At 54.3% G+C, this 23908-nt stretch carries 22 protein-coding genes; 13 read left to right on the top strand and 9 right to left on the bottom strand.

Annotated elements, in window-relative coordinates; genetic code table 11:
• Positions 1-51: 51 nt before the first annotated feature.
• A complete protein-coding gene (gene prmC, locus PCH05_RS05770) occupies positions 52-975 on the bottom strand; it encodes a peptide chain release factor N(5)-glutamine methyltransferase (protein ID WP_174806232.1) in 924 nt (307 codons plus the stop codon).
• A 25-nt stretch (positions 976-1000) separates the two neighbouring features.
• Positions 1001-2068: a peptide chain release factor 1 gene (gene prfA, locus PCH05_RS05765; protein ID WP_127601407.1), complete on the bottom strand. Its 1068-nt coding sequence runs from the start codon at positions 2066-2068 to the stop codon at positions 1001-1003.
• Positions 2069-2505: 437 nt separating this feature from the next.
• On the opposite strand from prfA, the gene PCH05_RS05760 reads away from it, so the two are divergent.
• From PCH05_RS05760 to PCH05_RS05745, 4 genes are read left to right on the top strand one after another with little or no spacing between them, the layout of a single operon-like run.
• A complete protein-coding gene (locus PCH05_RS05760; protein WP_164766556.1) occupies positions 2506-3039 on the top strand; it encodes an RNA polymerase sigma factor in 534 nt (177 codons plus the stop codon).
• Positions 3036-3464 carry a zf-HC2 domain-containing protein gene (locus tag PCH05_RS05755; protein ID WP_164766555.1) on the top strand — a complete coding sequence of 143 codons (429 nt, stop codon included), beginning with the start codon at positions 3036-3038 and terminating at the stop codon, positions 3462-3464. The genes PCH05_RS05760 and PCH05_RS05755 overlap by 4 nt, the downstream gene beginning before the upstream one ends.
• Positions 3461-3982 carry a hypothetical protein gene (locus PCH05_RS05750; RefSeq protein WP_127601404.1) on the top strand — a complete coding sequence of 174 codons (522 nt, stop codon included), beginning with the start codon at positions 3461-3463 and terminating at the stop codon, positions 3980-3982. Before PCH05_RS05755 ends, PCH05_RS05750 begins: the two co-directional genes overlap by 4 nt.
• On the top strand, positions 3979-5139 hold the full coding sequence (locus tag PCH05_RS05745; RefSeq protein ID WP_127601403.1) for a LiaI-LiaF-like domain-containing protein: 1161 nt from the start codon (positions 3979-3981) through the stop codon (positions 5137-5139). The genes PCH05_RS05750 and PCH05_RS05745 overlap by 4 nt, the downstream gene beginning before the upstream one ends.
• Positions 5140-5170: 31 nt before the next feature.
• Here PCH05_RS05745 and PCH05_RS27195 read toward each other — a convergent pair whose 3' ends face one another.
• From PCH05_RS27195 to PCH05_RS05730, 4 genes are all read right to left on the bottom strand, one after another.
• Positions 5171-5320, bottom strand: coding sequence for a hypothetical protein (locus tag PCH05_RS27195; protein ID WP_164766554.1), 150 nt, complete (start codon positions 5318-5320; stop codon positions 5171-5173).
• 41 nt (positions 5321-5361) lie between these two features.
• Positions 5362-6462 (bottom strand): redox-regulated ATPase YchF, encoded by a 1101-nt coding sequence (ychF, locus tag PCH05_RS05740; protein ID WP_127601402.1) that lies wholly within the window; start codon positions 6460-6462, stop codon positions 5362-5364.
• 217 nt (positions 6463-6679) lie between these two features.
• Positions 6680-7750 carry a type 2 isopentenyl-diphosphate Delta-isomerase gene (gene fni / locus PCH05_RS05735; RefSeq protein WP_127601401.1) on the bottom strand — a complete coding sequence of 357 codons (1071 nt, stop codon included), beginning with the start codon at positions 7748-7750 and terminating at the stop codon, positions 6680-6682.
• Between the two features lie 92 nt (positions 7751-7842).
• Positions 7843-9321, bottom strand: a complete 1479-nt coding sequence (locus tag PCH05_RS05730; RefSeq protein ID WP_127601400.1) for a phytoene desaturase family protein — start codon at positions 9319-9321, stop codon at positions 7843-7845.
• 333 nt (positions 9322-9654) lie between these two features.
• Between PCH05_RS05730 and PCH05_RS05725 the strand changes: the two genes are divergently transcribed.
• On the top strand, positions 9655-11004 hold the full coding sequence (locus tag PCH05_RS05725; RefSeq protein WP_127601399.1) for an Nramp family divalent metal transporter: 1350 nt from the start codon (positions 9655-9657) through the stop codon (positions 11002-11004).
• Positions 11005-11138: 134 nt separating this feature from the next.
• Positions 11139-12656 (top strand): phospholipase D family protein, encoded by a 1518-nt coding sequence (locus PCH05_RS05720; RefSeq protein WP_371860518.1) that lies wholly within the window; start codon positions 11139-11141, stop codon positions 12654-12656.
• Between the two features lie 64 nt (positions 12657-12720).
• Here PCH05_RS05720 and PCH05_RS05715 read toward each other — a convergent pair whose 3' ends face one another.
• Together PCH05_RS05715 and cls are read right to left on the bottom strand one after the other, a co-directional pair.
• The gene (locus PCH05_RS05715; protein ID WP_127601398.1) at positions 12721-13548 is read right to left on the bottom strand and encodes an ABC transporter ATP-binding protein; all 828 of its coding nucleotides are present in this window, start codon (positions 13546-13548) and stop codon (positions 12721-12723) included.
• 105 nt (positions 13549-13653) lie between these two features.
• Entirely contained in the window at positions 13654-15159 is a 1506-nt protein-coding gene (gene cls / locus PCH05_RS05710) for a cardiolipin synthase (protein WP_127601397.1), read from the bottom strand.
• A gap of 305 nt (positions 15160-15464) precedes the next feature.
• On the opposite strand from cls, the gene PCH05_RS05705 reads away from it, so the two are divergent.
• From PCH05_RS05705 to PCH05_RS05685, 5 genes are all read left to right on the top strand, one after another.
• Complete coding sequence (locus PCH05_RS05705) at positions 15465-16061, top strand: TetR/AcrR family transcriptional regulator (RefSeq protein WP_127601396.1); 597 nt, start codon at positions 15465-15467, stop codon at positions 16059-16061.
• A 14-nt stretch (positions 16062-16075) separates the two neighbouring features.
• A complete protein-coding gene (locus PCH05_RS05700) occupies positions 16076-16423 on the top strand; it encodes a DMT family transporter (RefSeq protein ID WP_127601395.1) in 348 nt (115 codons plus the stop codon).
• Positions 16423-16737 carry a DMT family transporter gene (locus PCH05_RS05695; RefSeq protein WP_127601394.1) on the top strand — a complete coding sequence of 105 codons (315 nt, stop codon included), beginning with the start codon at positions 16423-16425 and terminating at the stop codon, positions 16735-16737. The genes PCH05_RS05700 and PCH05_RS05695 overlap by 1 nt, the downstream gene beginning before the upstream one ends.
• Before the next feature lie 108 nt (positions 16738-16845).
• Positions 16846-17295 (top strand): carboxymuconolactone decarboxylase family protein, encoded by a 450-nt coding sequence (locus PCH05_RS05690; protein ID WP_127601393.1) that lies wholly within the window; start codon positions 16846-16848, stop codon positions 17293-17295.
• A gap of 232 nt (positions 17296-17527) precedes the next feature.
• Positions 17528-18436 (top strand): sigma-70 family RNA polymerase sigma factor, encoded by a 909-nt coding sequence (locus PCH05_RS05685; protein WP_127601392.1) that lies wholly within the window; start codon positions 17528-17530, stop codon positions 18434-18436.
• A 25-nt stretch (positions 18437-18461) separates the two neighbouring features.
• Here PCH05_RS05685 and PCH05_RS05680 read toward each other — a convergent pair whose 3' ends face one another.
• A complete protein-coding gene (locus PCH05_RS05680; protein ID WP_127601391.1) occupies positions 18462-19199 on the bottom strand; it encodes an imm11 family protein in 738 nt (245 codons plus the stop codon).
• Between the two features lie 570 nt (positions 19200-19769).
• Between PCH05_RS05680 and PCH05_RS05675 the strand changes: the two genes are divergently transcribed.
• Both PCH05_RS05675 and PCH05_RS05670 read left to right on the top strand, forming a co-directional pair.
• Positions 19770-20699 (top strand): TetR/AcrR family transcriptional regulator, encoded by a 930-nt coding sequence (locus PCH05_RS05675; RefSeq protein WP_127601390.1) that lies wholly within the window; start codon positions 19770-19772, stop codon positions 20697-20699.
• Positions 20700-20731: 32 nt separating this feature from the next.
• Positions 20732-23908 carry an efflux RND transporter permease subunit gene (locus PCH05_RS05670; RefSeq protein WP_127601389.1) on the top strand — a complete coding sequence of 1059 codons (3177 nt, stop codon included), beginning with the start codon at positions 20732-20734 and terminating at the stop codon, positions 23906-23908.

Genomic DNA, 23908 nt, shown 5'->3' with positions numbered 1-23908 from the left:
ATCCCGGGCCTCAATATCTCTATTGTAGTTTAAACCGGATGCAAAGAAAAATTAACGCGGCCGCGTCAAAACGCCGAGCACATGACGCTCAATGCCGGCCAGGTCGGGGACGATGATAATGTCGTCCCAATGGCCTGCCTCGCGCAGGAGCTGCGCGACATCCTGCGCCTGGCCCTGCCCGAGCTCGAAGCCGATGAGCCGGGGCGGGGCTTTGAGCAGCGGCAGCTGCTCCATCATGATGCGGTACGGCGCGAGTCCGTCCGTGCCGCCGTCCAGCGCGGTGCGCGGCTCATGGTCGCGCACCTCCCGCTGCAGGCCGGCGATGTCGGCCGCAGGGATGTAAGGCGGGTTGGACACGATGATGTCCAGCCCGCAGCCCGCAAACGGTTCGAGCAGGTTGCCTTCCCGGAAGGCAACCTCCGCGCCGTTTGCGGCGGCGTTGCGCGCGGCCGTCTGCAGCGCGCCTGGCGAAATGTCGCTGGCGTATACCCGCCAGCGCGGGGCCTGCAGCGCGAGCGTCACCGCGATCGCGCCGCTGCCGGTGCCGATGTCGGCGCACGCGAGCGGCCGCGCCGCGCGCGCATCGCCGGAGGCCGCGCCGCCAAGGTCCGGCGCCGCGCCTTCCGGCCACAGCCGCTCGGCCTGCTGCAGCACGGCCTCCACGAGCAGCTCCGTCTCCGGCCGCGGAATGAGCACGGCCGGATTCACTTCAAACGGGATGCCGTAGAATTCCTGCATCCCGATGATATACTGCGCAGGCTCGCCCGCACCGCGGCGCGATACCGCCCGCTCCCAGGCCTCCCTGCGCTCCGCGGGAAACGGCTCGGGCAGCGCCATGTAATAAGCCGCGCCCTCCAGTCCCAGCACATGCTCGAGCAGCAGCTGGGCGCTGCGTTGCGGCTCCGTCACCCCGCAAGCCGTTAAAAAAGAGGAAGCCTCTATGAAGGCTTCCCGTATCGTTTGCTTTGGCATCATCACAAAAGTGGTTTCCTGCAAAGCGTTATTCCCCTTTTTCCATCATATCCGCCTGCTCGGCAATGTTGAGCGCGGAGATGATCTCTTCAATTTCACCGTTCATCACTTGATCCAGCTTATGCAGCGTAAGACCGATGCGATGATCCGTTACACGGCTTTGCGGGAAGTTGTAGGTGCGGATCCGTTCACTGCGGTCGCCGGTGCCGACTTTGCTTTTGCGTTCGCCGGCATACTTGGCTTCTTCTTCCTGACGCTTCATGTCGAAGATCCGGGCGCGAAGCACCTGCAGAGCCTTCTCCTTGTTCGAGTTCTGCGATTTGCCGTCCTGGCACGTCGCCACGATCCCGGTCGGGATATGCGTAACGCGAACGGCGGATTTCGTTGTATTAACGGATTGTCCGCCTGCGCCGCTCGAACAGAACGTGTCGACACGGATGTCCTTATCATGGATTTCGATATCGAGATCCTCGACTTCAGGCATGACAGCCACCGTTGAGGTCGACGTATGGATCCGTCCGCCCGATTCGGTCGCCGGAATGCGCTGCACGCGGTGCGCGCCGCTTTCGTACTTCATTTTACTGTACGCGCCGCGGCCGTTAATCATGAAGATAACCTCTTTAAAGCCGCCGAGGTCATTGGTGTTGGCATCCATCAATTCCACGCGCCAGCCCTGGTTATCGGCATAACGGGTGTACATGCGGTACAAATCGGCAGCGAACAGCGCGGCTTCGTCGCCGCCGGCCGCGCCGCGGATTTCCACGATCACATTCTTGTCATCGTTCGGATCCTTCGGCAGCAGCAGCACCCGGATACGTTCGTCGAGCTCGGTCTGGCGGGCAGACAGCTCTTCGATTTCCATTTTCACCATTTCTCGCATCTCGTCATCCAGCTTTTCGCCCTGCATAACTTTGGCGGCTTCCAGCTCTTCAGACACAGTTTTATATTCGGTATAAGCCTCAAAAGCAGGCTGTAAGTCGGATTGTTCTTTGGAATATTCCCGCAGTCGTTTACTATCGTTGACCACATCAGGATCACACAGCAGCTCGCTAAGCTTTTCGTAACGATCTGCCAAAGCTTGTAATCGGTCCAACATGGGGATTCACCTCTCCTGTTTAAAATGCTTTTAATCCATGCGTATTAGAAAAACATCCTCGACGTGCTTCCAAAAGAAAACAGAGCGTTTCAGATGTTGTTTTTCTGTTACTGTCGCTTCTCCTGGGAATCAACCTTATGCAGGAGAAGGATCCGCTCTCCATTTCAGTTCAGGATACATAGGACAGACGACTTTTTATTATACCATGTAATATGCTGTTTTTCCAGATGCAAAATCGGCAAGGATTGGAAACATGCAGGAAGCGGCGGCTCCTATCTTCATTTTATCCGATTTTCGAATATTGTACTTGTCATTGCGGAGGACATAGAAAATAATGGATATGCTTCCTTATAACTTTTTTCAAAAAAATCTGCAGGGATACATTGGGGTCCGGCGTCAAACTAATTGAACGAGAGGAGGGGAGAAGACTGGAAGAGTTGCAGTGGGTCCGGGCCGTCAAGGCAGGCCACCCGGAAGCCTATAAATTTTTGGTGCAGCGTTATCAGAATATGGTGTACCATGTGTGCCTGAAAATAGCGGCCGATGACGTAGCGGCCAAAGATTTGTCCCAGGACATCTTTATGAAGGCTTACTCGGCACTGCCCGCCTTCCGAGAGGATTCCTCCTTCTCCACCTGGCTCTACCAGATTGCCGTCCGCAAATGTCTCGACTGGAAGCGCGCGCAGCAGCGCGAGCAGGCGCGGCGGAGTCCGGGAGAAGTAACCGAGAACGATTGGGTGACGCATGAAACGCCGGAGCAGATCGTTCTGACCGAAGAACGGAGCCACCGGCTCCGAAGGATTGTCGACGAGCTGGCTGAGCCTTACCGGTCAGCCGTCCAGATGTACTATTTCGAACAATGCTCTTATCAGGAAATTGCCAAACGGCGCGGCATTACGGCGAAAACCGTGGAATCCCAGCTGTACCGCGCCCGGGCCATGATGCGAAAGAAAGGAGAGGATTTACGATGAAATGCGAATTCATTCAATACCAGCTGGGGGCTTATACCGCAGGTGAGCTGCCGCCCGAATCCTCCCTTATCATCGAGAGGCATCTTCGCACCTGCCCCGACTGCCAGGCTTGGCTGGAGGAGGTCCAGGAGCTGGCCCAGATCTGGCAGCAGCCTGATACAGAGCCTCAGCTTGATTTTCCCGATATGACGGCGGACATCATGAATGAAATCCGGCAGATGCCGCCCCTGTATAAACGTCAGGCTTCCCGCATGAAGCCAAAGGATTCACGGAGAATGATGATCGCCCATTTCGGGGTTGCCGCCTGTATTGCCTTCTGCCTGTTTCAATTCGGCGTCTTTGAACATTTGCAAACAGGGATTACGCACGCAACGGAGATCTTCTCGAGTTCCGTGGACCATATTTTAAAGGAGGGTAAACGATGATTAAAAAAAGTAAATGGGCAACCTTCTTGCTCGCTTTAGTTCCCGGCCTCGGCCACCTGTATCTCAATTTCACCAAACAAGGCCTGCAGATTATGATCGCCACCTGCGCCTGCATTATATTGATTCCGTCCATACCGCTGATATTCTCCTTCGCGCTGGCGATTCTGTGGTTCTACCAGATGTTCGACGCCCTGCAAAAGGCGACCTGGATGAAGGCCGCAGCCGCGGAGCATGAACGCATGATGATGGGCCAGGAGACCTTCGGTTATCCTTGGACGGCGCAGGATTGGATGACGCTTGGCGGATATCAGAAGGAAACCTCCATGAATCCGGTATGGACGGGTGCGTCTTGCATCCTGGTCGGCGGAGTGGTACTCCTTATGACCATCTTCCCCGATCTCTGGCACTGGCTGCTTCAGCAGAACGTCGCAAGCGTGCTGCTGGCCCTCGCACTGATCGGATACGGCCTGTGGATTCTATTCAAAAGACCTGAACGCAAAGGGAGCGAATCTTTATGAACACCCCCGTTAACAATGCCCCGCCCACCGTCAAAATAGGCAGGTGGACCACTGCCATCGGGTTAATCGGCATTGGGGTGATGATTTTACTGCAATTCAACCATGTCCTTTCCTTCGAGGCACTGAAATACGTATGGCCTGTGCTGCTGATTCTTCTTGGCATCGAGGTCGTTCTCGCCAATATCATCCATTCGGATAAGCGAGTCCGCCTTGGCGGCGGGAGCGTCACGATTCTCGTCCTGCTACTGCTCGTCAGCGCCGCCCAGTTTATCGTCCCGAATTGGAGCACTCTGTTCAATCAAGGATATGTCAGCGCCGTGCATGGCTCGGCTGAAGCCGCCGGCGTCAAACGCGTGAAAATCCTCGTGGACCATGGCAAAGTCAATGTCAATGGCACGGATGACGCCAAGGTTGCGTATGAAGGCAAATTCCGTTTCCGGGAAGCCTCCAGCCAGGACGAAGCCAACCGGCTTGCCGAGAAAAAATGGAACGTCAGCTCTTCAGGCGACACGCTTGTACTTTCCTTGGACGATAAGGATCAGACCTTCATCCATATCGGCTTTACTCCCGATGACGAATACTTGAACGTCGATATTCCGAAAGCGCTCGAAGTTGAAGTGCATACGAAAAACGATTCGATTACCGGCAATCAGCTGGATTCAAGCTTTACGGCCGTAACGACGAATGGTTCAATCAAGCTTGGAAATATCAGCGGCATCGTATCCGCAGCAACGACGAATTCTTCGATTACGTTAGAAAACGTGAAAGGCAGCGTCACCGGAACAACGACCAACGGTTCGGTTCGTTTGTCGGACATCGGCGGAGCCGCACAGGTTAAATCGACCAACGGGGGCCTGACGCTCGACCGCATCGCCGGTGAGGTCACAGCCAGAACGACCAATGGTTCCATTAAAGGCACGTCGGTCATCGGAGGGAACTGGACCTGCTCAAGCACGAACGGCAGCGTCACCCTTACCATTCCGGAGAACACGAGCGCCGTCATTCAAGCGAAAACCACCAACTCTTCCATCAAGGGCGACATTCCGTGGAGCGAGGAGAGCGATGATAAAAAGGCAGGCGCCACGCTTGGCGACGGATCCCACAATGTGAAGCTGACGACCTCCAACGGCAGCATTAAAGTGAATTACGGGGAATAAACAGGAAAACCCTTGAGCGGCGCAGTGCCGCTCAAGGGTTTTGTTTTTCTGCAAGTCTTAACAGCCACATGGCGATAGAATATACTTTCTCTTCATTACTTCGGCTCTTTTCCCAAGCCCAAGGCAGCAAAAAAGCTGCCCCCCATGCCGCTGTGTCGGCTACCTGGGACAGCTTTTCCATTGACATGCTCCGCTTCCGGGCTGGAGCATTTTCTTATTTTTTTACACGTTAAACCGGAAATGCATCACGTCACCGTCGGCAACGACGTAATCCTTGCCCTCGAGGCGGAGCTGGCCGCGCTCTTTGGCCACGTTCATGGTGCCAGCGGCAACCAGATCGTCATAGGATACCACTTCCGCACGGATAAATCCGCGTTCGAAGTCGCTATGGATGACGCCGGCAGCCTGAGGAGCCTTCATGCCCTTGCGGATCGTCCATGCGCGGACTTCCTGCACGCCTGCCGTGAAGTAGGTGTACAGCCCAAGCAGGCGGTATGCCGCTTTAATCAGGCGGTTAAGCCCGGATTCCTCAAGGCCCAGCTCCTCCAGGAACATGGCTTTGTCTTCGCCCTCAAGCTCCGCGATCTCCGCCTCGACCTTGGCACTGATCGGCACCACTTCGGCATTTTCCGCCGCGGCGAATTCTCTGACCTGCTGCACGTAAGGATTGTTGTCGGTATCGGCCACTTCTTCCTCGCTGACGTTGGCTGCATACAGAACCGGTTTCAGCGTCAACAGATGCAGATCGCGCACAATAGCTTTTTCTTCTTCGGACAGCTCTACGCTACGGGCCGGCTGATCGTTGTACAAAGCTTCCTTCACGCGTTCGAGTACGGCCACTTCCTGCTCGTACTGCTTGTTGCCGCCCTTCATGTTCTTGCGGGAGCGGTCGATCCGTTTATCCACGCTCTCCAGGTCGGCAAGGATCAGCTCCAGATTGATCGTCTGGATGTCGCTGACAGGATTCACTTTGCCGTCCACGTGGGTAATATTCTCGTCCTCAAAGCATCTTACGACATGCACGATCGCGTCGACTTCACGGATATGGGCCAGGAACTTGTTGCCCAGACCTTCGCCTTTGCTAGCGCCGCGTACCAGACCCGCGATATCCACGAATTCGAAGGCAGTCGGAACGGTCTTGTTCGGCTGTACCAGCTCGGTCAGCTTGTCCAGACGCTCGTCAGGAACCTCAACAACCCCTACGTTCGGGTCGATCGTGCAAAACGGATAGTTGGCGGATTCTGCACCCGCCTGGGTAATCGCATTAAACAAAGTGGATTTGCCGACGTTCGGCAGTCCCACGATACCTGCTTTCAAAGCCATGGATTTGACACTCCTATTTCATATTAGAATGGGCATAATGCCTGCTAAACTGTAATTCATAAGCATGGATCTGCGTACGAGAGGACAGACCCTCTCAGGTCCTACCCATTATATATTAGAACCCTGAGGTCATCAAGACACGGACAAGGAATGCACGCTCCAAGCCAAAAAGCCTCCAACCGCTTCTTGAGCGGTCTGAAGGCTTCAACTTGCAGCGTTAGGACGGGGTGTGAACCAATCTCGCTGTACGGCGAAGATCCGCAACCGTGCCTGCGCCGATCCCGAACATGACCGTGCGCAGCTCAAATTCGACTTGAGCCAACGTGGCGTGCAGCGTCTCCTCGGACTCTACTGCCGGACCCAGCAGACTGCGGCCATATCCCGCGAGATCCGCGCCCAGCGCCAGCGCCTTAGCGGCATCCACCCCGTTCTTCAGGCCGCCGCTGCCGATGATTCCTGCATCGGGCGCGAGCTTTCTCACCTCGACAATGCATTCCGCCGTGGGATTGCCCCATCCGGCAAAAGCCTCGGCCGCGGCGCGGCGCACGGGATCCTTGCTGCGGAATTTCTCCACCTGGCTCCAGGAAGTGCCTCCGGCGCCGGCGACATCCACGAAAGCAACGCCCGCGCCCAGCAGCCGCGACGCTGTCTCCCCGTCGATGCCCCATCCGACTTCCTTGACGCCTACCGGAACATGCAGCTGGCGGCACACTTGCTCGATCCGGGATAACAGACCGCTGAAATTTGAATTGCCTTCCGGCTGAAACAGCTCCTGCAGCCCGTTCAAATGCAGCACCAGCATATCCGCCCCGGCAATCTCCACCGCCCGGCGGCAGGCATCCGCATCAAAGCCGTAGTTCAGCTGAACGGCGCCCAGGTTGGCGATGACCGGTATAGTCGGCGCCTGTTTGCGCACATGGAAGGTGGAAGCCAGTTCCTCTTTTTCCACAGCCGCCCGCACCGACCCGACACCAAGCGCCCAGCCCCTTTCCTCCGCTGCGGCCGCAAGCCGTTCATTGATAGCCCCGGTGGCTTTGCTTCCCCCTGTCATAGAGCTGATCAGAAACGGAGTCCGCAGCTGCATGCCGAGAAACGGCGTCTCCAGTGAAATGTCGCTGAAATCGAGCTCCGGCAGCGCATTATGGCGAAAACGGTATTTTTCCAGTCCGGAGGTTATGCCGGCGCCCTCCACGTCTTCATTCAGGCACAGGCGTACATGTTCGATTTTTCGTTCCCCTGTCGGCTTGTCAGGCAGCAGAGACTGGTTATCGGCATTATGTTCGTTCATGGCAGTGCTCCTTTACTTGCGGTTACGAATTCGGAATATGCGGCACAGGAAGTGCCGGTCCCGTCCCTCCGTTCAATGGATCGAAAAATATATTATACCTTATGCGCATCGATATATTCACCTACAAGCCGTCCGGACAGCGTGACGATCGGCGCGCCTCCTCCCGGGTGCGTGCCTCCCCCGACGAACCACAGCCCTTTGACATCCTTGCTGCGGTTGCCCGGACGGAAAAAGGTCTGCCGAATCGAATTGGATGAGATTCCATGGATCGCGCCCTTATAGGCAAGCGTGTCATCCGCAAAATCCTGCGGCGTATAATGCATCAACACGTCGGCTTGATCGATATCGGCCAAGCCATAGGCTTTCAGATCTTCCAGCACCTGATTGCCGTAAGCTGCCGACTCCCGGTTCCAATTGGTCAGCGGGTTGAGGTACGGCGCATTGGCCTGAATAAACAGGTTGCTGCAGCCATCGGGCGCCATGCTCTTTTCCGAGTATCCCGAATAACATATGTACAATGCGGGATGCTCCGCTGGGAGCTTATCTCCGAATATCTCCTGGAATTCGCGTCCGTAATGCTCGGGAAAAAACACGGTATGATGAAGCAGCTTGCCGTACTGGCGGGGAACCCCCGCAAGCGTAACAAAGCCTGAGAGTGAAGGCTCATAGCGGCTGATTTTGCCGTTGTTCAGCGAAGGACGGTCCTGCTCGTCCACCAGCATCCGGTTTACGCTCAGCATATCGCCATTGGCGATGATCGTTTTCGCTTCATAAAAGCCGCCGCTCGTATCCACGCCTTCCGCCTGGCCGTTACGGACTGCGATATGCTTGACCTCCGTGCCGGTAATCAACTCCACTCCAAGCTCCCTGGCCCGCTTGACCATGCCCTCGATAATGGAATAGGTGCCGCCGCGGACACCGTACACGCCCATGTCCGCCTCCACATGTCCAAGCATGGCGAAAATGGAAGGCGCCTGATGCGGGGACGAGCCCACACACGTCGAATACCTGCTCATCATCGCGAGCGTATTCGGATGCTTGAAATAGCGCTGCAGCAAGCTCTTCAGCGAGGTGGCGGGCCTTACTCGTAGCAGGCTGCGCAGCATGGAAGGCGTCATTTTATCCCGCCAGTTGATCAGGAGCTTGTTCAGGAAGTATTCCTCCGATAAATGAAAAAGCGCGGCCGATTCCCGAAGAAAGCTTTCATACTGCAGGGCGTCGGAAGGACTGAAGGTCGAAATCTGATCCTTCATCTTCTCAGCATCCCGAGTCAAGTCGATGACCGAGCCGTCCGCGAATATGTTTCTCGCACGCGGCTCCAGCTCGTACAGCCCGATATAATCTTCCATCCTGGCGCCGGAGGATTCAAAAATCCCCCGGAATACATGAGGCATCGTAATCGTGTTGGGCCCGCGGTCGAACGTGTAACCATCCTTAAGGAGCCGCTGCAGCTTGCCCCCGGCCTCCTGCTGGCGTTCAAGCATCGTAATCCTCCAGCCTCTGGCGGCGAGCGTAATCGCGCAGGAGAGCCCGCCCATGCCCGCGCCTATGATAACCGCCTTGTTCGTCATTCGTATCGCCTGCCTTTCCCTATGTAAACCTTTCCCGGCATTGCCCGCCCTGTCGATTCTGGGAATATATTAACCAAATTATACCAACACGAAGAGGCGTCAGCAAATATAAAAGACTACCTGACCAGCTGACTCATCCATCCCCTGCAAATGTTTCCCTCAGGAAAATTTGTGACGTACATGCAATTCAGGAGGGCTCTTTCCATATGATGATGTAGCAAGCCGGAGCCCCGTCCATCCATTCCACCTGTCCCGATCGCTGTAGTTTAGCCCACCGCTCGCGGCAAAGCATCGAATCGAACGCCATTTTCTTGAGGAAGGTGAGTACTGCCTATGAATGCCAGTGAAGAAAGCCGAATAGCCGCTGCCAGCCGCGGATGGCGGAAGCGTAACGATACACCGAGCCTGCCGGAAGTCCATCAGTCCATGAAGATCCCGCTGAAGGGCAGCTTTTTGCGCAAGCTGCTGGCCTTCGCCGGACCCGGTTATCTCGTCGCCGTCGGTTACATGGACCCGGGCAACTGGGCATCTGACTTGGCCGGGGGCGCCATGTTCAATTACTCGCTTTTGTCGGTCATTATGGTTTCCAACCTGATGGCCATACTGCTGCAGTCCCTTTCCGCCCGGCTTGGCATTGCGACCGGCCGGGATCTGGCCCAAGCCTGCCGCGACCACTACAGCAAGCCCGTCAGCATGGGGCTGTGGGTGCTGTGCGAGCTCGCCATCGCCGCATGCGATCTGGCGGAGGTCATCGGCACGGCCATCGCGCTCCAGCTCTTGTTCGGCATCCCGCTCATATATGGCGTGCTTATTACCTCGGTGGACGTCATCCTTGTCCTCATGCTGCAAAATAAAGGCTTCAGGCATATCGAAATCATGGTCATCTCGTTCATCGCGATCATCATTCTCTGCTTTGGCGTGGAGCTCTTCCTGTCCAGACCCGATATGGGCGGCATCCTGCAAGGCTTCGTCCCGAAGACCGAGATCGTCACCAATCCCCAGATGCTCTACATCGCCCTGGCCATGCTGGGAGCGACCGTCATGCCGCACAACTTATACCTGCACTCCTCGATTGTGCAGACCCGTAAAATCGATCAGAGCCTGGCCGGAAAAAGATCCGCCATCCGCTTTGCCACCATAGATTCGACCGTTGCTTTAACCATTGCGCTGTTCGTGAATGCCGCAATTCTCATTTTGGCTGCATCTGCCTTTTATTCCACGGGGCATACTGAAGTAGCGGAGATTCAAGACGCTTACCATCTGCTCACCCCGCTGCTCGGCACGGGCATGGCCAGCATCCTCTTTGCGGTCGCGCTGCTGGCTTCAGGTCAAAACTCCACCCTGACCGGTACGCTCGCCGGGCAAATCGTCATGGAGGGCTTCCTCAATCTGCGGCTGAAGCCATGGATCCGGCGGCTGCTGACGCGGCTCATCGCCATCATTCCGGCCGTCGTCGTCATCGGGCTGTACGGAGAGGGCTATACCGGCAAGCTTCTGATCTTCAGTCAGGTCATACTCTCGCTTCAGTTGAGCTTTGCGGTCTTCCCGCTCGTTAAATTCACTTCCGATCCGGCCAAAATGGGCCCGCTTGTCGCCCCCCGCTGGATACGAATTCTGGCCTGGATCGTCGCGGTCATCATCGCCGCCTTGAACCTTTACCTGCTGTACGGCACCTTTTTCTAAAGGCCGTGCAGCGTTTCCCTTTTTTGCCTCATTTATCGTTTACCGTCCGCTCTGCTTCAAACCTGTAGCTTTGACGTTAATAACTGACGATGGCAGCAAGCCCTTATTCGCATACATACATAAGGAGGATTTCCATGGAACAAGATACCGTGCAGAGCGACGGAGGCAGCGGGTTTGCCGCCGCTCCGGAGATGGACAAGCCGAAAAAACGGAGACACCGCAAGCGCAAGTGGATATTCACCGCCTTGGCTGTGCTGGTGCTCTGGCTCGCTGGCGTCATTGTATACCAGACCCACAAGCCGCTTCCTCCCGGCGTCTCCTATGAAAGCCCGCTGTACCATGTGCAGCAGGTTCGTTTTCTCCATGATTTAACTTATCCCGACCCTTCCGGCAGGGTTGTCAGTGAGCAGCAAATTCTCCAGAGAATCAATGAAATCGTGGACGAATCGCGTAAATTCCTGGTGATTGACCTGTTTCTGTTTAATAATTACACCCACAAGGGGCAGGAGTTCCCGAAGATCAGCGAGCAGCTGACGGACAAGCTGGTTCGGCATAAACAGGCTTATCCCGACATGGATATCGTTTTTATCACGGACGAGGTGAACACCAATTATGGCTCCGCGCCCAACGCCCTCTTCGAACAGATGAAACAAGCCGGCATTCGCGTGATCATCACCGACGTCGATCCGCTGCGCGATTCGAATCCGATCTATTCCTCGGTATGGCGCACCTTCTTCCAGTGGTTCGGCCAGTCCGGGAAAGGCTGGCTGCCGAACTTGATGGCAAGTGACGGGCCGAAGATGACGGTTCGCTCCTACCTGAAGCTCGTCAATGTCAAAGCCAATCACCGGAAGGTCATCGTCAGTGAGAAAACGGCTCTGGTTTCCTCCGGCAACGTCCATGATGCCAGCGCATACCACTCCAACGTGGCGTTTGAGGTTCAGGGACCGATCATCCAGGACATTTTAATTTCCGAGCAGGCTGCAGCCGATTTGTCCGATGGCGGCAAGCTTCCGCAGTATACGCCAGGCGGGGATCTCCAGGCCGAGGATGGACCGATCGGGGTCCGCTATTTGACGGAGGGGAAGGTCTATAAGTATGCGCTTCAGGAAATCGATGCGGCCCAAAAAGGCGATACGCTCTGGATGGGCATGTTCTACATCGCCGATGAAAAGGTGCTGACCTCGCTGCTCTCCGCCGCGGACCGCGGGGTGGATATCCGTCTGCTGCTCGACCCGAACCAAAATGCGTTCGGGCAGGAGAAGATCGGCATCCCGAACCGGCCCGTGGCCGCCGAGCTGACGAAACGCTCGAAAGAGCGCATCCGGATCCGCTGGTACCATACGACCCAGGAGCAGTTCCATACGAAAATGATGTATATCCACAAGCCGGAGGGCGAGTCCATCATTCTTGGGGGTTCCACCAACATGACGCCGCGCAATCTCGACAACTACAATCTGGAAAACGATCTGTGGGTGTCCGTTCCGTCAGGAGCGCCTCTGGATCAACAGCTGTCGGCCTACTTCGATCGTCTCTGGAACAATAAGGGGGGCTCATTCAGCTTGGAGCTCAGCGCTTACCAGGAAAAAACGACCTGGTTCAAGGACGTGCTGTTCCGCATCCAAAAGGCGCTGGGCTTCACAACCTTCTAATCCGGACGCAAACGCAAAAAAGGTGTTCTGCTAAAAAGCAGGACACCTTTGGCTTATTTGGGTACTATTTGTCGCAAACAGCCTTCAGCTGGCAGCGTTCGCCGCATATACGGCCTTTGCCATGGGGGACGCACATGGGCGTACCGAAAATCGGATCCTCTGCGATGATGCAGTCCATGCAGAACACTTCCTTCACCATCTGCGGGGTCAGGACATCCTCCGGAGCTCCGGCGCAAAATACGCCCTGGTCCTTCACTGCGATCATATGGTCGGCGTAGCGGCAGGCCAGGTTCAAGTCATGCAGCACCATCACGATGGTGCGGCCTTGCTCACGGTTCAGCTCATACAGCAAATCGAGCACCTCAATCTGATGGCTCAGATCCAGGTACGTCGTCGGTTCGTCCAGCAAAATCAGGTCCGTATTCTGCGCAAGCGTCATCGCGATCCAGGCCCGCTGCCGCTGGCCCCCGGATAGGGAATCCACGGTGCGCTCCGCCAGATCGGATAATCCCGTCATCGCCAGCGCATCCCGCACGAGCCGTTCATCCTCCTCGCCCCACTGCTTGAGCCAGGACTGATGGGGATAACGACCCTGCTTCACCAGCTGAAGCACCGTCAGCCCTTCCGGCGCGGTCGGCCCCTGCGGCAAAATCGCCAGGCTGCGTGCCACCTCTTTGGTTGAGGTGCGGTGTATTTCTTTTCCGTCCAAAAGCACAGAGCCGCTTGTCGGTCTGAGCAGGCGCGCCAGCGAACGCAGAAGCGTCGACTTGCCGCAGCCGTTGCTGCCGATCAGCACGGTCACCTTGCCTTCGGGCACATGCAGGCTCAGGTCTTTAATAATCTCCGTATCTCCATAACTGAGCGTCAGCGCTTCGGTTTGCAAAAGGGTCATCGCCGGTTACCTCCCCATTCTCTGTTCTTTATCGATTGATAATCATTATCACCAATATTAAAATGTCCGGTCCATGATGTCAACCGTAGACAAAAGCAATCCCCGCTATAAAAGCGGGGACATCAGCCGGGCCAGCGACTCCAGGAAGCGCTCATAAATTTTCTTTTTCATGAACGTGTCCGGAACGATCTGCTTCGTCGATTTCAGGTCGCGCTCAAAGTCCGACACGATGCGTTGCACGCTGTCCGTCTGCACCAGCAGCGCGTTCACCTCGAAATTCAGATGAAAGCTCCGCATGTCCATGTTCGCGGTACCGATGGTAGCCACTTCCCCGTCGATAATGAGCAGCTTGGAATGCAGGAAGCCTTTTTCGTATTCGTAAATTTGCACGCCGACATCGAGCAGCGCCGGAAAATAGGAATGGGACGCCAGAAAAGGCAGCCACTTGTCCGGTTTGGCCGGGAACAGGATGCGCACGTCGAGCCCCGACATCGCGGCCACCCGCAGGGAGGTCAAAATATCGTCATCGGGTATGAAATAAGGCGTAGCCAGCCAAACTGACTTTTGCGCGGACGTAATCATGGAGAAAAAAATGTTTTTGAGCGTGCGGCGGTCGTTATCCGGTCCGCTCGGTATGATCTGCACCGCCCCGCCATTCTGTTCGGCCAATAACGGCGACAGGTATTCGGCTTCCAGCACCTTTTCTCCCGTCATGTAGTGCCAGTCCTGGAGGAAGATGATCTGGAGCGTGCGTACCGCCTCGCCTTTGACGGACATGTGCGTATCCCGCCAGAAGCCGTAAGCGGAATTGCGGCTGAGGTACTCGTCCCCCACGTTCAGCCCGCCGATGAAGCCGACGTTGCCGTCCACGACGACGATTTTGCGGTGATTGCGGTAATTGACCCGCGACAGGAAGAACGCCTTCGAGCTTCCGTACGCCACGACCTGGACGCCAGCGCTCGACATTTCCTGCAAAAACGATTTGGGGAGCTGCATGCTGCCCCACGCATCGTACATAAAGCGCACGTGGACGCCCGCCTTGGCCTTCTCGATCAGAATGCGCTGAATCCGGGTGCCGATATCATCCGCACGGTAGATGTAGTACTCCATATGGATATGATGCTTGGCTTTCTGCAGCTCCTGCAGCAGGGTGGAGAAGGTCTCTTTTCCGTTCGTCAAAATCTTGGTTTCGCTCGAAAAGGAAATCGGCGTCCGCGCCAGACGCTGCGACAGGCGCAGCAGCTGCTGCTGCATCGGGTTGAAATCCGACAAATCCTGATGGATGCGCACGCCCCCTTCTTCCAGCCGCTCGAAGATTTTCAAATCCTGCTCCGCTTTCTTGTCGAACTTGCGGCGTTTGAAGTAGTTTTGTCCAAACAGGAAATAAAAAAATAAACCTACGACCGGCATCAGCGCCAGCAGCAAGATCCAGGCCATGGTGGAGGAAGGATTGCGGTTCTCCATAAAAATCATGAATCCGAGCGATACGACCGTCAGGGTGGAGAAGATACTGACGATGGTCCCTGCTGTTTTGCCGAAAAAGCCAAAGCTGAAATAATAAAAAGTAAATAATAGCGCGGCCACAAGAACCGCCTGTATTCCCCTTCTCATCTCTTCCCTCGCTTCTCTGTTCCATTATTGCAACCTTCTATAAAAAAAGTTCAAGATATGACTGAGCTGATATAGCAAACTATATTTTACATGAATAGGGCCAATCTTCCTATATGCTGCCGAGAAAAAAAACGCCTTTTCGCGAATGATCTCGAAATGGTACGAATCTAATTCAAGCCCGGCCCGCAAAAGCGCGGAAAACGATTCCGCTATATGAAGGCTTGTCCAGCTCTTGACAAGGAAGCTTTTTCGTGAAAATATTATGGCTAACGATCGTTAGGTAGTTAAAAGGAGGCGAGAATAACATGAACGCAAAACGCATGCTTCTGGAGACCGCGCTGGCCCATTTTGCCCGGGAGGGTTACGAAGGCGCCTCTCTGCAAAAAATAGCCGATGACGTCGGGATCAAGAAGCCTTCCATATACGCCCATTTCAAGGGCAAGGACCACCTGTTCCTCAGCACCCTGAAGGATGCGCTGAAGGCGGAGAAACGCAGGATCACCCACTATTTTATCAGCTGCAAAGATCAGCCGCTGGAGACGCGCCTGCACGGGCTGCTGGAATTCCTGCTGGAAGAATACAACCGCAGCAGCGAGAGCAAATTCGTGCTCCGGATGGCCTTCTTCCCCCCTTCCTCCCTGTATGACGAGGTGATGGAGCTGATTTATCCATTTTTGGATTCAATGGAACGGCGCGTCGTCCAGCTCATGCAGCAGGCACAGGCGGATGGCGCGGTGAAGATCGCACGGCCGGAGGATGCCGCCGTTGCATATATGACGCTGACTGACGGTATTCTGGTCGAGATGGTGTACGGCGGGCTGCCGGGAGCGGAGCGGAGGCTCGGAGCCTCATGGCCCATTTTCTGGGCAGGCATCCGGGCGGTTGGCCAAACGGAATCATAAAGGAGGAGCGCATCATGAACCGGCATTGGTTATTTGTTATTTTGGGCGGCGTGGTGGAAGTTCTTTGGGTCTCAGGCCTGAAGCATTCGAGCAACGTCTGGGAATGGATTCTCACGGCAATCGCCATTGCGATCAGCTTTTTTCTGATCATCGACGCCTCGAAGCATCTCCCGGTCGGTACGGTCTACGCCGTATTCACGGGTCTTGGGACTGCCGGCACCGTCGTGACGGAAATGCTCGTTTTCGGCGAGCCCTTCAGCTGGGTGAAGACCCTGCTGATTCTCGTGCTCTTGGCCGGAGTCGTCGGGCTGAAGCTGATTACGGGAAATGAAGGAAGCCATCAGAAAGGAGCGGATGCGTAATGGCATGGGCAGCGATTGTGCTCGCGGGCTTCTGCGAGATTTTCGGCGTCATCGGCATCAAGGGTGTAGCGCAAAAAAAGGGCTGGTCCGCTTTTGCGCTGATGCTCGGCTCTTTTGTCTGCAGCTTTCTGCTGCTATCTTACGCGATGAATTCCCTGGCTATGGGTACGGCGTATGCAGTCTGGACCGGTATCGGAACCGTCGGCAGCACGATCGTCGGCATGTTCTTGTTCGGCGAACCGAAGGAATGGCGGAGAGTGCTGTTTATCGCCATGATTCTCGGCTCGGCCGTCGGCCTTAAAATCATTTCCTGATCTTTGTCACAAATCCGCTCCTTCGTTTGTCTCCTTATTGTGAGGATGTTTAAGATGTTTAGCGGTTGAGACATCCTGCAAAAGAGGAACAAGGAGGAGAAATCAATCATGAACATGCGATTGAATTACCGGACCGCCAGTCCGGATGTGCTGAAAGCGATGCTGAGCCTGCAAAAATCGGTGACCGATTCTTCCATCGATCACGCGCTGCATGAGCTGCTGAAGATCCGCGTCTCCCAAATCAACGGGTGCGCTTTTTGTCTCGATATGCATACCAAGGATTTGATGAAGATGGGGGATTATCAGGAGCATATTTTCCTGTTAAGCGCCTGGCGGGAGGCGCCGATCTTCACGGACCGGGAACGCGCCATGCTGGCGCTGGCCGAGGCAGTCACGAAGATTTCCGAACAAGGCGTTCCGGACGAGGTGTACACGCAGGCGAGAGCCCATTTTGACGAAAAAGAATACATGGAGCTCATTCTGGCCGTCAACGCCATCAATTGCTGGAACCGGATCGCCATATCGACGGGCATGTTCCCGGGATGCTTTTCGAAATAATACCCAGCCTCCATCCAGGCGGATGAAGCATAGAGAAACCCTGGCCTTTCCTAGGCGCAGGGTTTCTTGTTTCCTTTTATCGTGGCGGCTTCGGCTCCATCCGCTTGACTGTAGATCCGGCATCATTTTAAGTTAATGCATAGAAAGGAATCCTTATTTTTAGGCATTCGGTTGCCTTTTGATATTTTTGCCGTTCCACCCGGCCAAACCATCTGTTTCTGGAGGTCCTCTGATGAAGCCAAATACGGAAATTGAGTCGCTCTACCGCATGTATCGCCCCTATGCCCTGTCCATTGCTTACCGTATGCTGGGCATGTACACCGACGCAGAGGACATTGTTCAGGATCTGTTTGCAGAGCTTGCGACGAAAGATACGGCGGATGTGCGGAATATGAAGGCCTATATCGCCAAGTCCGTGACTCACCGCTGTCTGAACCTCTTGAACTCGGCCAGGAAACAACGGGAGGAATACATCGGGGAATGGCTTCCGGAGCCGGTCTCCGGTGCAGCGTCGGAGCTTCCCGAGCTGTCCGCGGAGCAAAAGGATACCCTGTCTTATGCCTATCTGCTGATGCTGGAGCGGCTCGGACCGGTGGAACGCGCGGTTTTCCTGCTGCGGGAGGTGTTTGAGTACGGCTATGACCAGATCGCGGATATGACCGGGAAGACGGAGGCCAACTGCCGTAAAATTTTCAGCCGTGCGAAGCTGCTGCTCAAGGGAAGCGAGATGCCTTCCTCCCCCGTGGCCGAGGGACAGCGTAAAGCCGTGGTGGAACGATTCGCCGATGCGTTTCTTCGTTATGATCCGCAGGCTTTGGTTCGTCTTCTGGCAGAGGATGCCGTCCTGATCTCCGATGGCGGAGGAGCGGTACGTACAGCCATACGTCCCATATTCGGCAGCGAACGCCTCCTGAGACTGCTGGCCTCTCCCAAAGCTTATCGGAATTTACGTTCCTCGGAGGTGGTTGTGGCCGACATTAACGGCGAGACCAATCTACTGTTTACGCGCGGAGGAGAAGTCATGGCCGCATGGTGCTTCCGCTTGACAGCTTCAGGAGAAAGGCTGCATCAGCTGTATTTGATCAAAAATCCCGCCAAATTAAGGTCGATGCAATCTTATCTCGACGATCACGCTACCTGACCGTTTTTTTCATGCCCCAACTCTGCTATATAGTCGATCGTTCAATTTCATGCCAATGGTAATCAAGAAGGATCGGCTGCATTCTCCATTTGCCGCTCTCGACAGCAAGACCTGTTTCGATCTTGGCTCTGGCCTCCTCGTAGGAGAATTCCGGGCCGTGATCGTTCTCCAGGAGCGATAAGGCTGCCTCGTATTGCTGCTTTTGCTGTCGTTCCATTTCTATGGTGAACTCTGAATCGTATTTCTTTGTAAAATCTAATCCTTTAAGTTTAAAGCTCTCTAAGATTTCTTTAAAAGATTCTGTGATAAAAACTCTAGTATCCGCCATTTCTCTAATTTTAAAAAAGTAAGTTCCAGCCGGAATTTTAGAATAATCAAATACAATGTTCCGAAATCCTGCCATTACACCAACAGAAAGTAGAATTTCCGAACGATCGTAATCGACGCAGTCAATAACATTGACTACATTAATCATGTATATTTCCAACTCTTCATGCAGTAGCGGTAGAAACTCAATTTCGTTGATAGTAAATGGCTCTATTAATTCCTTGACTCTTCTCGAAACAACAGGTTTACCAAATCTATAGCAAGGGAAATCTTTATAGGTTTTCTTGTAAATCGTTATTACTTCAATGGGACTCCATAAAGACAATATTGTGTCTCCGTAAAACTCAGAAAAAATGGGATGATTTGAGTTTATATCGGTTTTTTCTATACCCAATCTCAACGCTTTTGTACTTTCAATCCATTCATATATTTTCATAAAAACTCCGTTCTACCTAAGAAATATATTACCTTTCCGCTCTGGTCTCCTTTCAAATAATGGATCCCTCCACTTCATGCTAGGAATAGCCTAATAAAATCGGAGGATGTTGATCTTGCTTATAAATTTAGCATCGTCTGAAGTTCATTCATAGGAATAACAGCTTATTTTAGTGAAATGCAGTCAACTTCATAGCTATGTAGGAAATATTTTTTTTGCAGCAAAATGAACCCCTTCCCTTTCTCATCCGTATGTATGAAGGGGACAATCCCCTGCTTTTAGCCCATACATAAGATAATCGTCGATCGATATGATCGCATAGAAGGCAGACCACCTTGAGATGTTCTTTTTTCCGGCATCAGGCTGGTCTCGCTTCAAATGGTATACGTTCGGATATCCCCATAAAAACGGATCACACCCGTTTATTCCCTCCCTCTCCCATCCTTCCGCAACTGGCGGAGACCGCCAGCGGGACCTACATTTGAATCCACCCTGAATTTTGTATTATAATCATTCTGACTACACGGTCAAAATGAGAACCGAAGTGTTCAGAAAGGAGTGAATGTTCATTTGTCTGAGAAATTGGCGGACAAAAAGAAACAGATTCTGAAGACCGCCCTGCAGCTGTTTTCCACCCAAGGATTCTCATCAACCTCCATGCAGGAAATCGCGGAATATTGCGGCATGTCCAAGGGAAGCTTGTATTTGCATTTCAAGTCCAAGGAAGAACTTGAGCAGAGTATCTACCTCTATTGTGAAGGGATGATCCGTGACAGTGTCATGCAGGTGGAGCAGGAGCATCTTCTGACTCCCAAAGAACAGCTTCACAAGCAGGTCGAGGTCCTTCTGAACCGTTTGGTAGAGCTGCGCGAATTTGTGATTATGCAGCTGCGAGATCAGCATACGAGTGGGAAAAAGCCTAAGCCGGACGATTGTCTCCGAGAGAAGCATGTCCTTGCGCTCCACTGGTTCCACAACAAGCTGGTGTCGATTTACGGGCAGGAAATTCAGCCCTATGCGATGGACCTGACTTTGTTTGTGACCGGTATGCTGGGCGGATACATCCGCATGCTGATGATTCCCGGTCTGCCGCTGAACATCCGCAGAATGGCGGAGCATCTGATTACGCTTCTGGACGATGTGGCTGCAAGCACGCTTCGCGAGCATAAAGAACCGCTTGTATCTCAGCACGTTTGGTCCGAGTGGCTGGAAAAGTACGTGGTCGACGCGGGCACCCCGCGCCATCCGCTCACCGTCACCAAGCAGATGAAAGACAGGCTGAAGGAGACCGCCATGGATGAAGCCAGACGTGATTTTGCGCTCGAATCCATCCAGATCATCGAGAAGGAGCTGCTCGATATCGAGCCGCGCAAAGCCATTCTGACCGGCATGATGAGCAACCTGCAGCAAATTCCGGAGCTCTCGCCGATGAGCGAGGAACTGAAGGATATTTACCAGCTTTATGTGAACTCAAGATTGACCGATTCTGAACGTAACTGAAAGGTATATAGAGAGGAGTAGGAACCTGCGAAATGAAAGGTATCATTAATTTTTCACTCAACAATAAATTCGCGATCTGGATTCTGACGATTATCGTGGCTGCTGCCGGGCTGTATAGCGGCTTGGCGATGAAGCAGGAGACGATCCCGAACATCAATATTCCGTTTCTGAGCGTGACCGCGGTATATCCCGGAGCGGCTCCGGAAGGCGTCGTGCAGGATGTCACCCAGCCGCTCGAGCAGCGTTTGCGCAATGTCGACGGGGTGAAGACCGTACAGTCGACCTCCATGGAGAACGCGGCCAACATCGCGATGGAATTCGACTATGGCACGGATCTGGATCAAGCCACCGCGGCAGTCCGCGAGGCATTGAATGAGGTGAACCTTCCGGAAGGGGTTCAAAAGCCGACGATCTCCAAATTCAGCATGAGCTCCTTCCCGGTCGTATCTCTCAGTGCATCGGATGATTCCAATGATCTGGAGAAGCTGACCAAGAACATCGAGAATCAAGTGGAGCCCGCTCTTGAGAAAATTCCCGGCGTAGCTTCCATCTCGATCTCGGGTCAATATGTAAAAGAAGTACAGCTGAAGTTTAACAAGGAAAAAATGGCCCAGCTCGGCCTTTCTGAAGATACCGTAAAAGGCATCGTCCAAGGCTCTTCCATCCGGGTGCCTCTCGGTCTGTTCGACCTCGACCAGTCCTCTAAAGCGGTCGTGGTGGACGGAAACATCATTACCCTGGACGATTTGAAAAACCTGACGATTCCGGTCATCCCAAGCTCCGGCGGAGCTTCTGCAGGTAGTGCAGGCGCACAAGGACAAGGCGCTGCTGCAGGTGCCGCAGGTATGGGCGCGCAGCAAGGCGCCGGAGCGGTACAAGGGCAAGCCGGTCAAGTCATCCCTGCCGGCATTCCGACCGTGAAACTGAGCGATATCGCGGATATCCAGGTCATCGGCAAAGCGGAATCCGTTTCCCGTACGAACGGCAAAGCATCCATCGGCCTGCAAATCGTGAAAGACAACGATGCCAATACCGTGGATGTGGTTAACGCCGTCAAGGACAAAGCCAAGGAACTCGAAGGCGAGTTCAAGGGCATGAACCTGACCGTGCTGCTTGACCAAGGCAAGCCTATTGAGGATGCCGTCTCGACGATGATGAGCAAAGCCGTATTCGGGGCCTTGTTCGCCGTCCTGATCATTCTGATCTTCCTGAGAAACATTCGCTCCACCATCATTTCGATCCTGTCCATTCCGCTTTCCCTGCTGATCGCGCTTTTGATTCTGTGGAGAATGGACATCACCTTGAACATGATGACCCTCGGCGCGATGACCGTCGCCATCGGGCGGGTCGTCGACGACTCGATCGTCGTCATCGAGAATATATACCGGCGGATGACCAGCGGCGGCGAGAAGCTGCGCGGGCGTGAGCTCGTTCGCGAAGCAACGCGCGAAATGTTCGTGCCGATCATGTCATCGACGATCGTAACAATCGCCGTGTTCCTGCCGCTTGCCTTCGTCAGCGGTATGGTCGGCGAGCTGTTTATGCCGTTCGCGCTTACGATGGTGTTCGCCCTGCTGGCGTCCCTGCTGGTGGCGATTACGCTCGTGCCGATGCTTGCGCATTCCTTGTTCAAAAAAGGCATCAAAACAAAAAATACACATGACCACGACAAGCCGGGCAAAATGGCCCGCGGCTATCAGCGCATCCTGAACTGGTCGCTCTCCCATAAGCTGATCACGTTCGGAATGGCCGTCATCCTGCTCGTAGCGAGCCTTTTCCTGACGCCGCTGATCGGTACCAGCTTCATGCCGGCACAGGAAGACAAATACGTGATGGTCACCTACTCTCCGGAGCCGGGTGCACAGCTTGAAACCGTGGAACAACGCGCGCTGGAAGCCGAGAAATACATTCTCGACCAGCCAAACGTCGATAAAATGCAGTATTCCGTAGGCGGAAGCGGCAATCCGCTCGGCGGTGGCTCTTCCAACTCGGGACTGTTCTATATCGAGTACAAGAAAGACACCAAAGATTTTGAAAATGTGAAAAAGAACCTGGTCGAAGGCTTGAAAAAACAGGTCACCAAAGGTGAATGGGCAACGATGGACATGGCCGGCGGCATGGGCGGAAGCTCGCTCAGCGTCAGCGTCTTCGGCAACAGCCTGAATGACATCAAGCCGGTGTCCGATCAAATCCTGAAGCTGGTGGAAGCTGATACCAAAAATTTCGAAAAAGCAAAAACCAGCCTGTCCAAAGCTTATGATCAATACACCATCATCGCCGATCAGCAGAAGCTCAGCTCCATGGGGCTGACGGCTGGCCAAATCGCGATGAAGCTGAGTCCGCAGCGTGAACGTCCGGTTCTCACCGAGATCCAGGTCGATAACAAGGACTACAAGGTATATATTGAAACAGACAGCAAGCAATATAAGAGCATTGACGACATTTCCAATGAAACCGTCACATCGCCGCTTGGCATGAATGTACCGATCAAGGATGTCGCCAAGGTTGAAAAAGGCACATCCCCGGATACGATCACGCGTACCGACGGCAAAATGGTCGTCAACGTCACGGCCAACATCGTGTCTTCGAACGTAGGTCAGGCTTCCTCGGACCTGCAGAAGCAAATTGATAAAATCATCAAGCCGGACGGCGTAGAAATCAAGTTCGGCGGTACAACCGAGCAGATTAACGACACCTTTACGCAGCTCGGCCTGGCTATGGCAGCAGCCATCGCCATCGTCTACTTCGTGCTCGTCGTTACCTTCGGCGGCGGACTGGCGCCGTTCGCGATCCTGTTCTCCCTGCCGTTCACGATCATCGGCGCCCTCGTCGGCCTGTGGATCGGCGGCGAAACGCTGAACGTATCGTCGCTCATGGGCGCACTGATGCTGATTGGTATCGTCGTCACCAACGCCATCGTCCTGATCGACCGCGTTATTCACAAAGAACGCGAGGGCTTGTCGACGCGCGAAGCGCTGCTTGAAGCAGGCGCAACCCGTCTCCGTCCGATCCTGATGACGGCTCTGGCCACCATTGGAGCCCTGCTCCCGCTGGTGTCCGGACTTGAAAACAGCGCGGGCATCATCTCCCGCGGCCTCGGCATTACCGTTATCGGCGGCTTGATCAGCTCCACGCTGCTCACGCTCGTCATCGTTCCGGTCGTGTACGAGTTCCTGATGAAATTCCGCAGACCTAAAACGGAAGACTAA

It is taken from the genome of Paenibacillus chibensis, from assembly GCF_004001045.1.
Classification (GTDB): domain Bacteria; phylum Bacillota; class Bacilli; order Paenibacillales; family Paenibacillaceae; genus Paenibacillus_AQ; species Paenibacillus_AQ chibensis.
This window is presented reverse-complemented; position numbering and strand designations above follow the sequence as displayed.

What these genes read in the sequence shown, in the direction of transcription:
- prmC (WP_174806232.1), bottom strand. Translation starts at nt 975, where the DNA reads ATGATGCCAAAGCAAACGATACGGGAAGCCTTCATAGAGGCTTCCTCT.
- prfA (WP_127601407.1), bottom strand. Translation starts at nt 2,068, where the DNA reads ATGTTGGACCGATTACAAGCTTTGGCAGATCGTTACGAAAAGCTTAGC.
- PCH05_RS05755 (WP_164766555.1), top strand. Translation starts at nt 3,036, where the DNA reads ATGAAATGCGAATTCATTCAATACCAGCTGGGGGCTTATACCGCAGGT.
- PCH05_RS05750 (WP_127601404.1), top strand. Translation starts at nt 3,461, where the DNA reads ATGATTAAAAAAAGTAAATGGGCAACCTTCTTGCTCGCTTTAGTTCCC.
- PCH05_RS05745 (WP_127601403.1), top strand. Translation starts at nt 3,979, where the DNA reads ATGAACACCCCCGTTAACAATGCCCCGCCCACCGTCAAAATAGGCAGG.
- PCH05_RS27195 (WP_164766554.1), bottom strand. Translation starts at nt 5,320, where the DNA reads ATGGAAAAGCTGTCCCAGGTAGCCGACACAGCGGCATGGGGGGCAGCT.
- ychF (WP_127601402.1), bottom strand. Translation starts at nt 6,462, where the DNA reads ATGGCTTTGAAAGCAGGTATCGTGGGACTGCCGAACGTCGGCAAATCC.
- fni (WP_127601401.1), bottom strand. Translation starts at nt 7,750, where the DNA reads ATGAACGAACATAATGCCGATAACCAGTCTCTGCTGCCTGACAAGCCG.
- PCH05_RS05730 (WP_127601400.1), bottom strand. Translation starts at nt 9,321, where the DNA reads ATGACGAACAAGGCGGTTATCATAGGCGCGGGCATGGGCGGGCTCTCC.
- PCH05_RS05725 (WP_127601399.1), top strand. Translation starts at nt 9,655, where the DNA reads ATGAATGCCAGTGAAGAAAGCCGAATAGCCGCTGCCAGCCGCGGATGG.
- PCH05_RS05720 (WP_371860518.1), top strand. Translation starts at nt 11,139, where the DNA reads ATGGAACAAGATACCGTGCAGAGCGACGGAGGCAGCGGGTTTGCCGCC.
- PCH05_RS05715 (WP_127601398.1), bottom strand. Translation starts at nt 13,548, where the DNA reads ATGACCCTTTTGCAAACCGAAGCGCTGACGCTCAGTTATGGAGATACG.
- cls (WP_127601397.1), bottom strand. Translation starts at nt 15,159, where the DNA reads ATGAGAAGGGGAATACAGGCGGTTCTTGTGGCCGCGCTATTATTTACT.
- PCH05_RS05705 (WP_127601396.1), top strand. Translation starts at nt 15,465, where the DNA reads ATGAACGCAAAACGCATGCTTCTGGAGACCGCGCTGGCCCATTTTGCC.
- PCH05_RS05700 (WP_127601395.1), top strand. Translation starts at nt 16,076, where the DNA reads ATGAACCGGCATTGGTTATTTGTTATTTTGGGCGGCGTGGTGGAAGTT.
- PCH05_RS05695 (WP_127601394.1), top strand. Translation starts at nt 16,423, where the DNA reads ATGGCATGGGCAGCGATTGTGCTCGCGGGCTTCTGCGAGATTTTCGGC.
- PCH05_RS05690 (WP_127601393.1), top strand. Translation starts at nt 16,846, where the DNA reads ATGAACATGCGATTGAATTACCGGACCGCCAGTCCGGATGTGCTGAAA.
- PCH05_RS05685 (WP_127601392.1), top strand. Translation starts at nt 17,528, where the DNA reads ATGAAGCCAAATACGGAAATTGAGTCGCTCTACCGCATGTATCGCCCC.
- PCH05_RS05680 (WP_127601391.1), bottom strand. Translation starts at nt 19,199, where the DNA reads ATGAAAATATATGAATGGATTGAAAGTACAAAAGCGTTGAGATTGGGT.
- PCH05_RS05670 (WP_127601389.1), top strand. Translation starts at nt 20,732, where the DNA reads ATGAAAGGTATCATTAATTTTTCACTCAACAATAAATTCGCGATCTGG.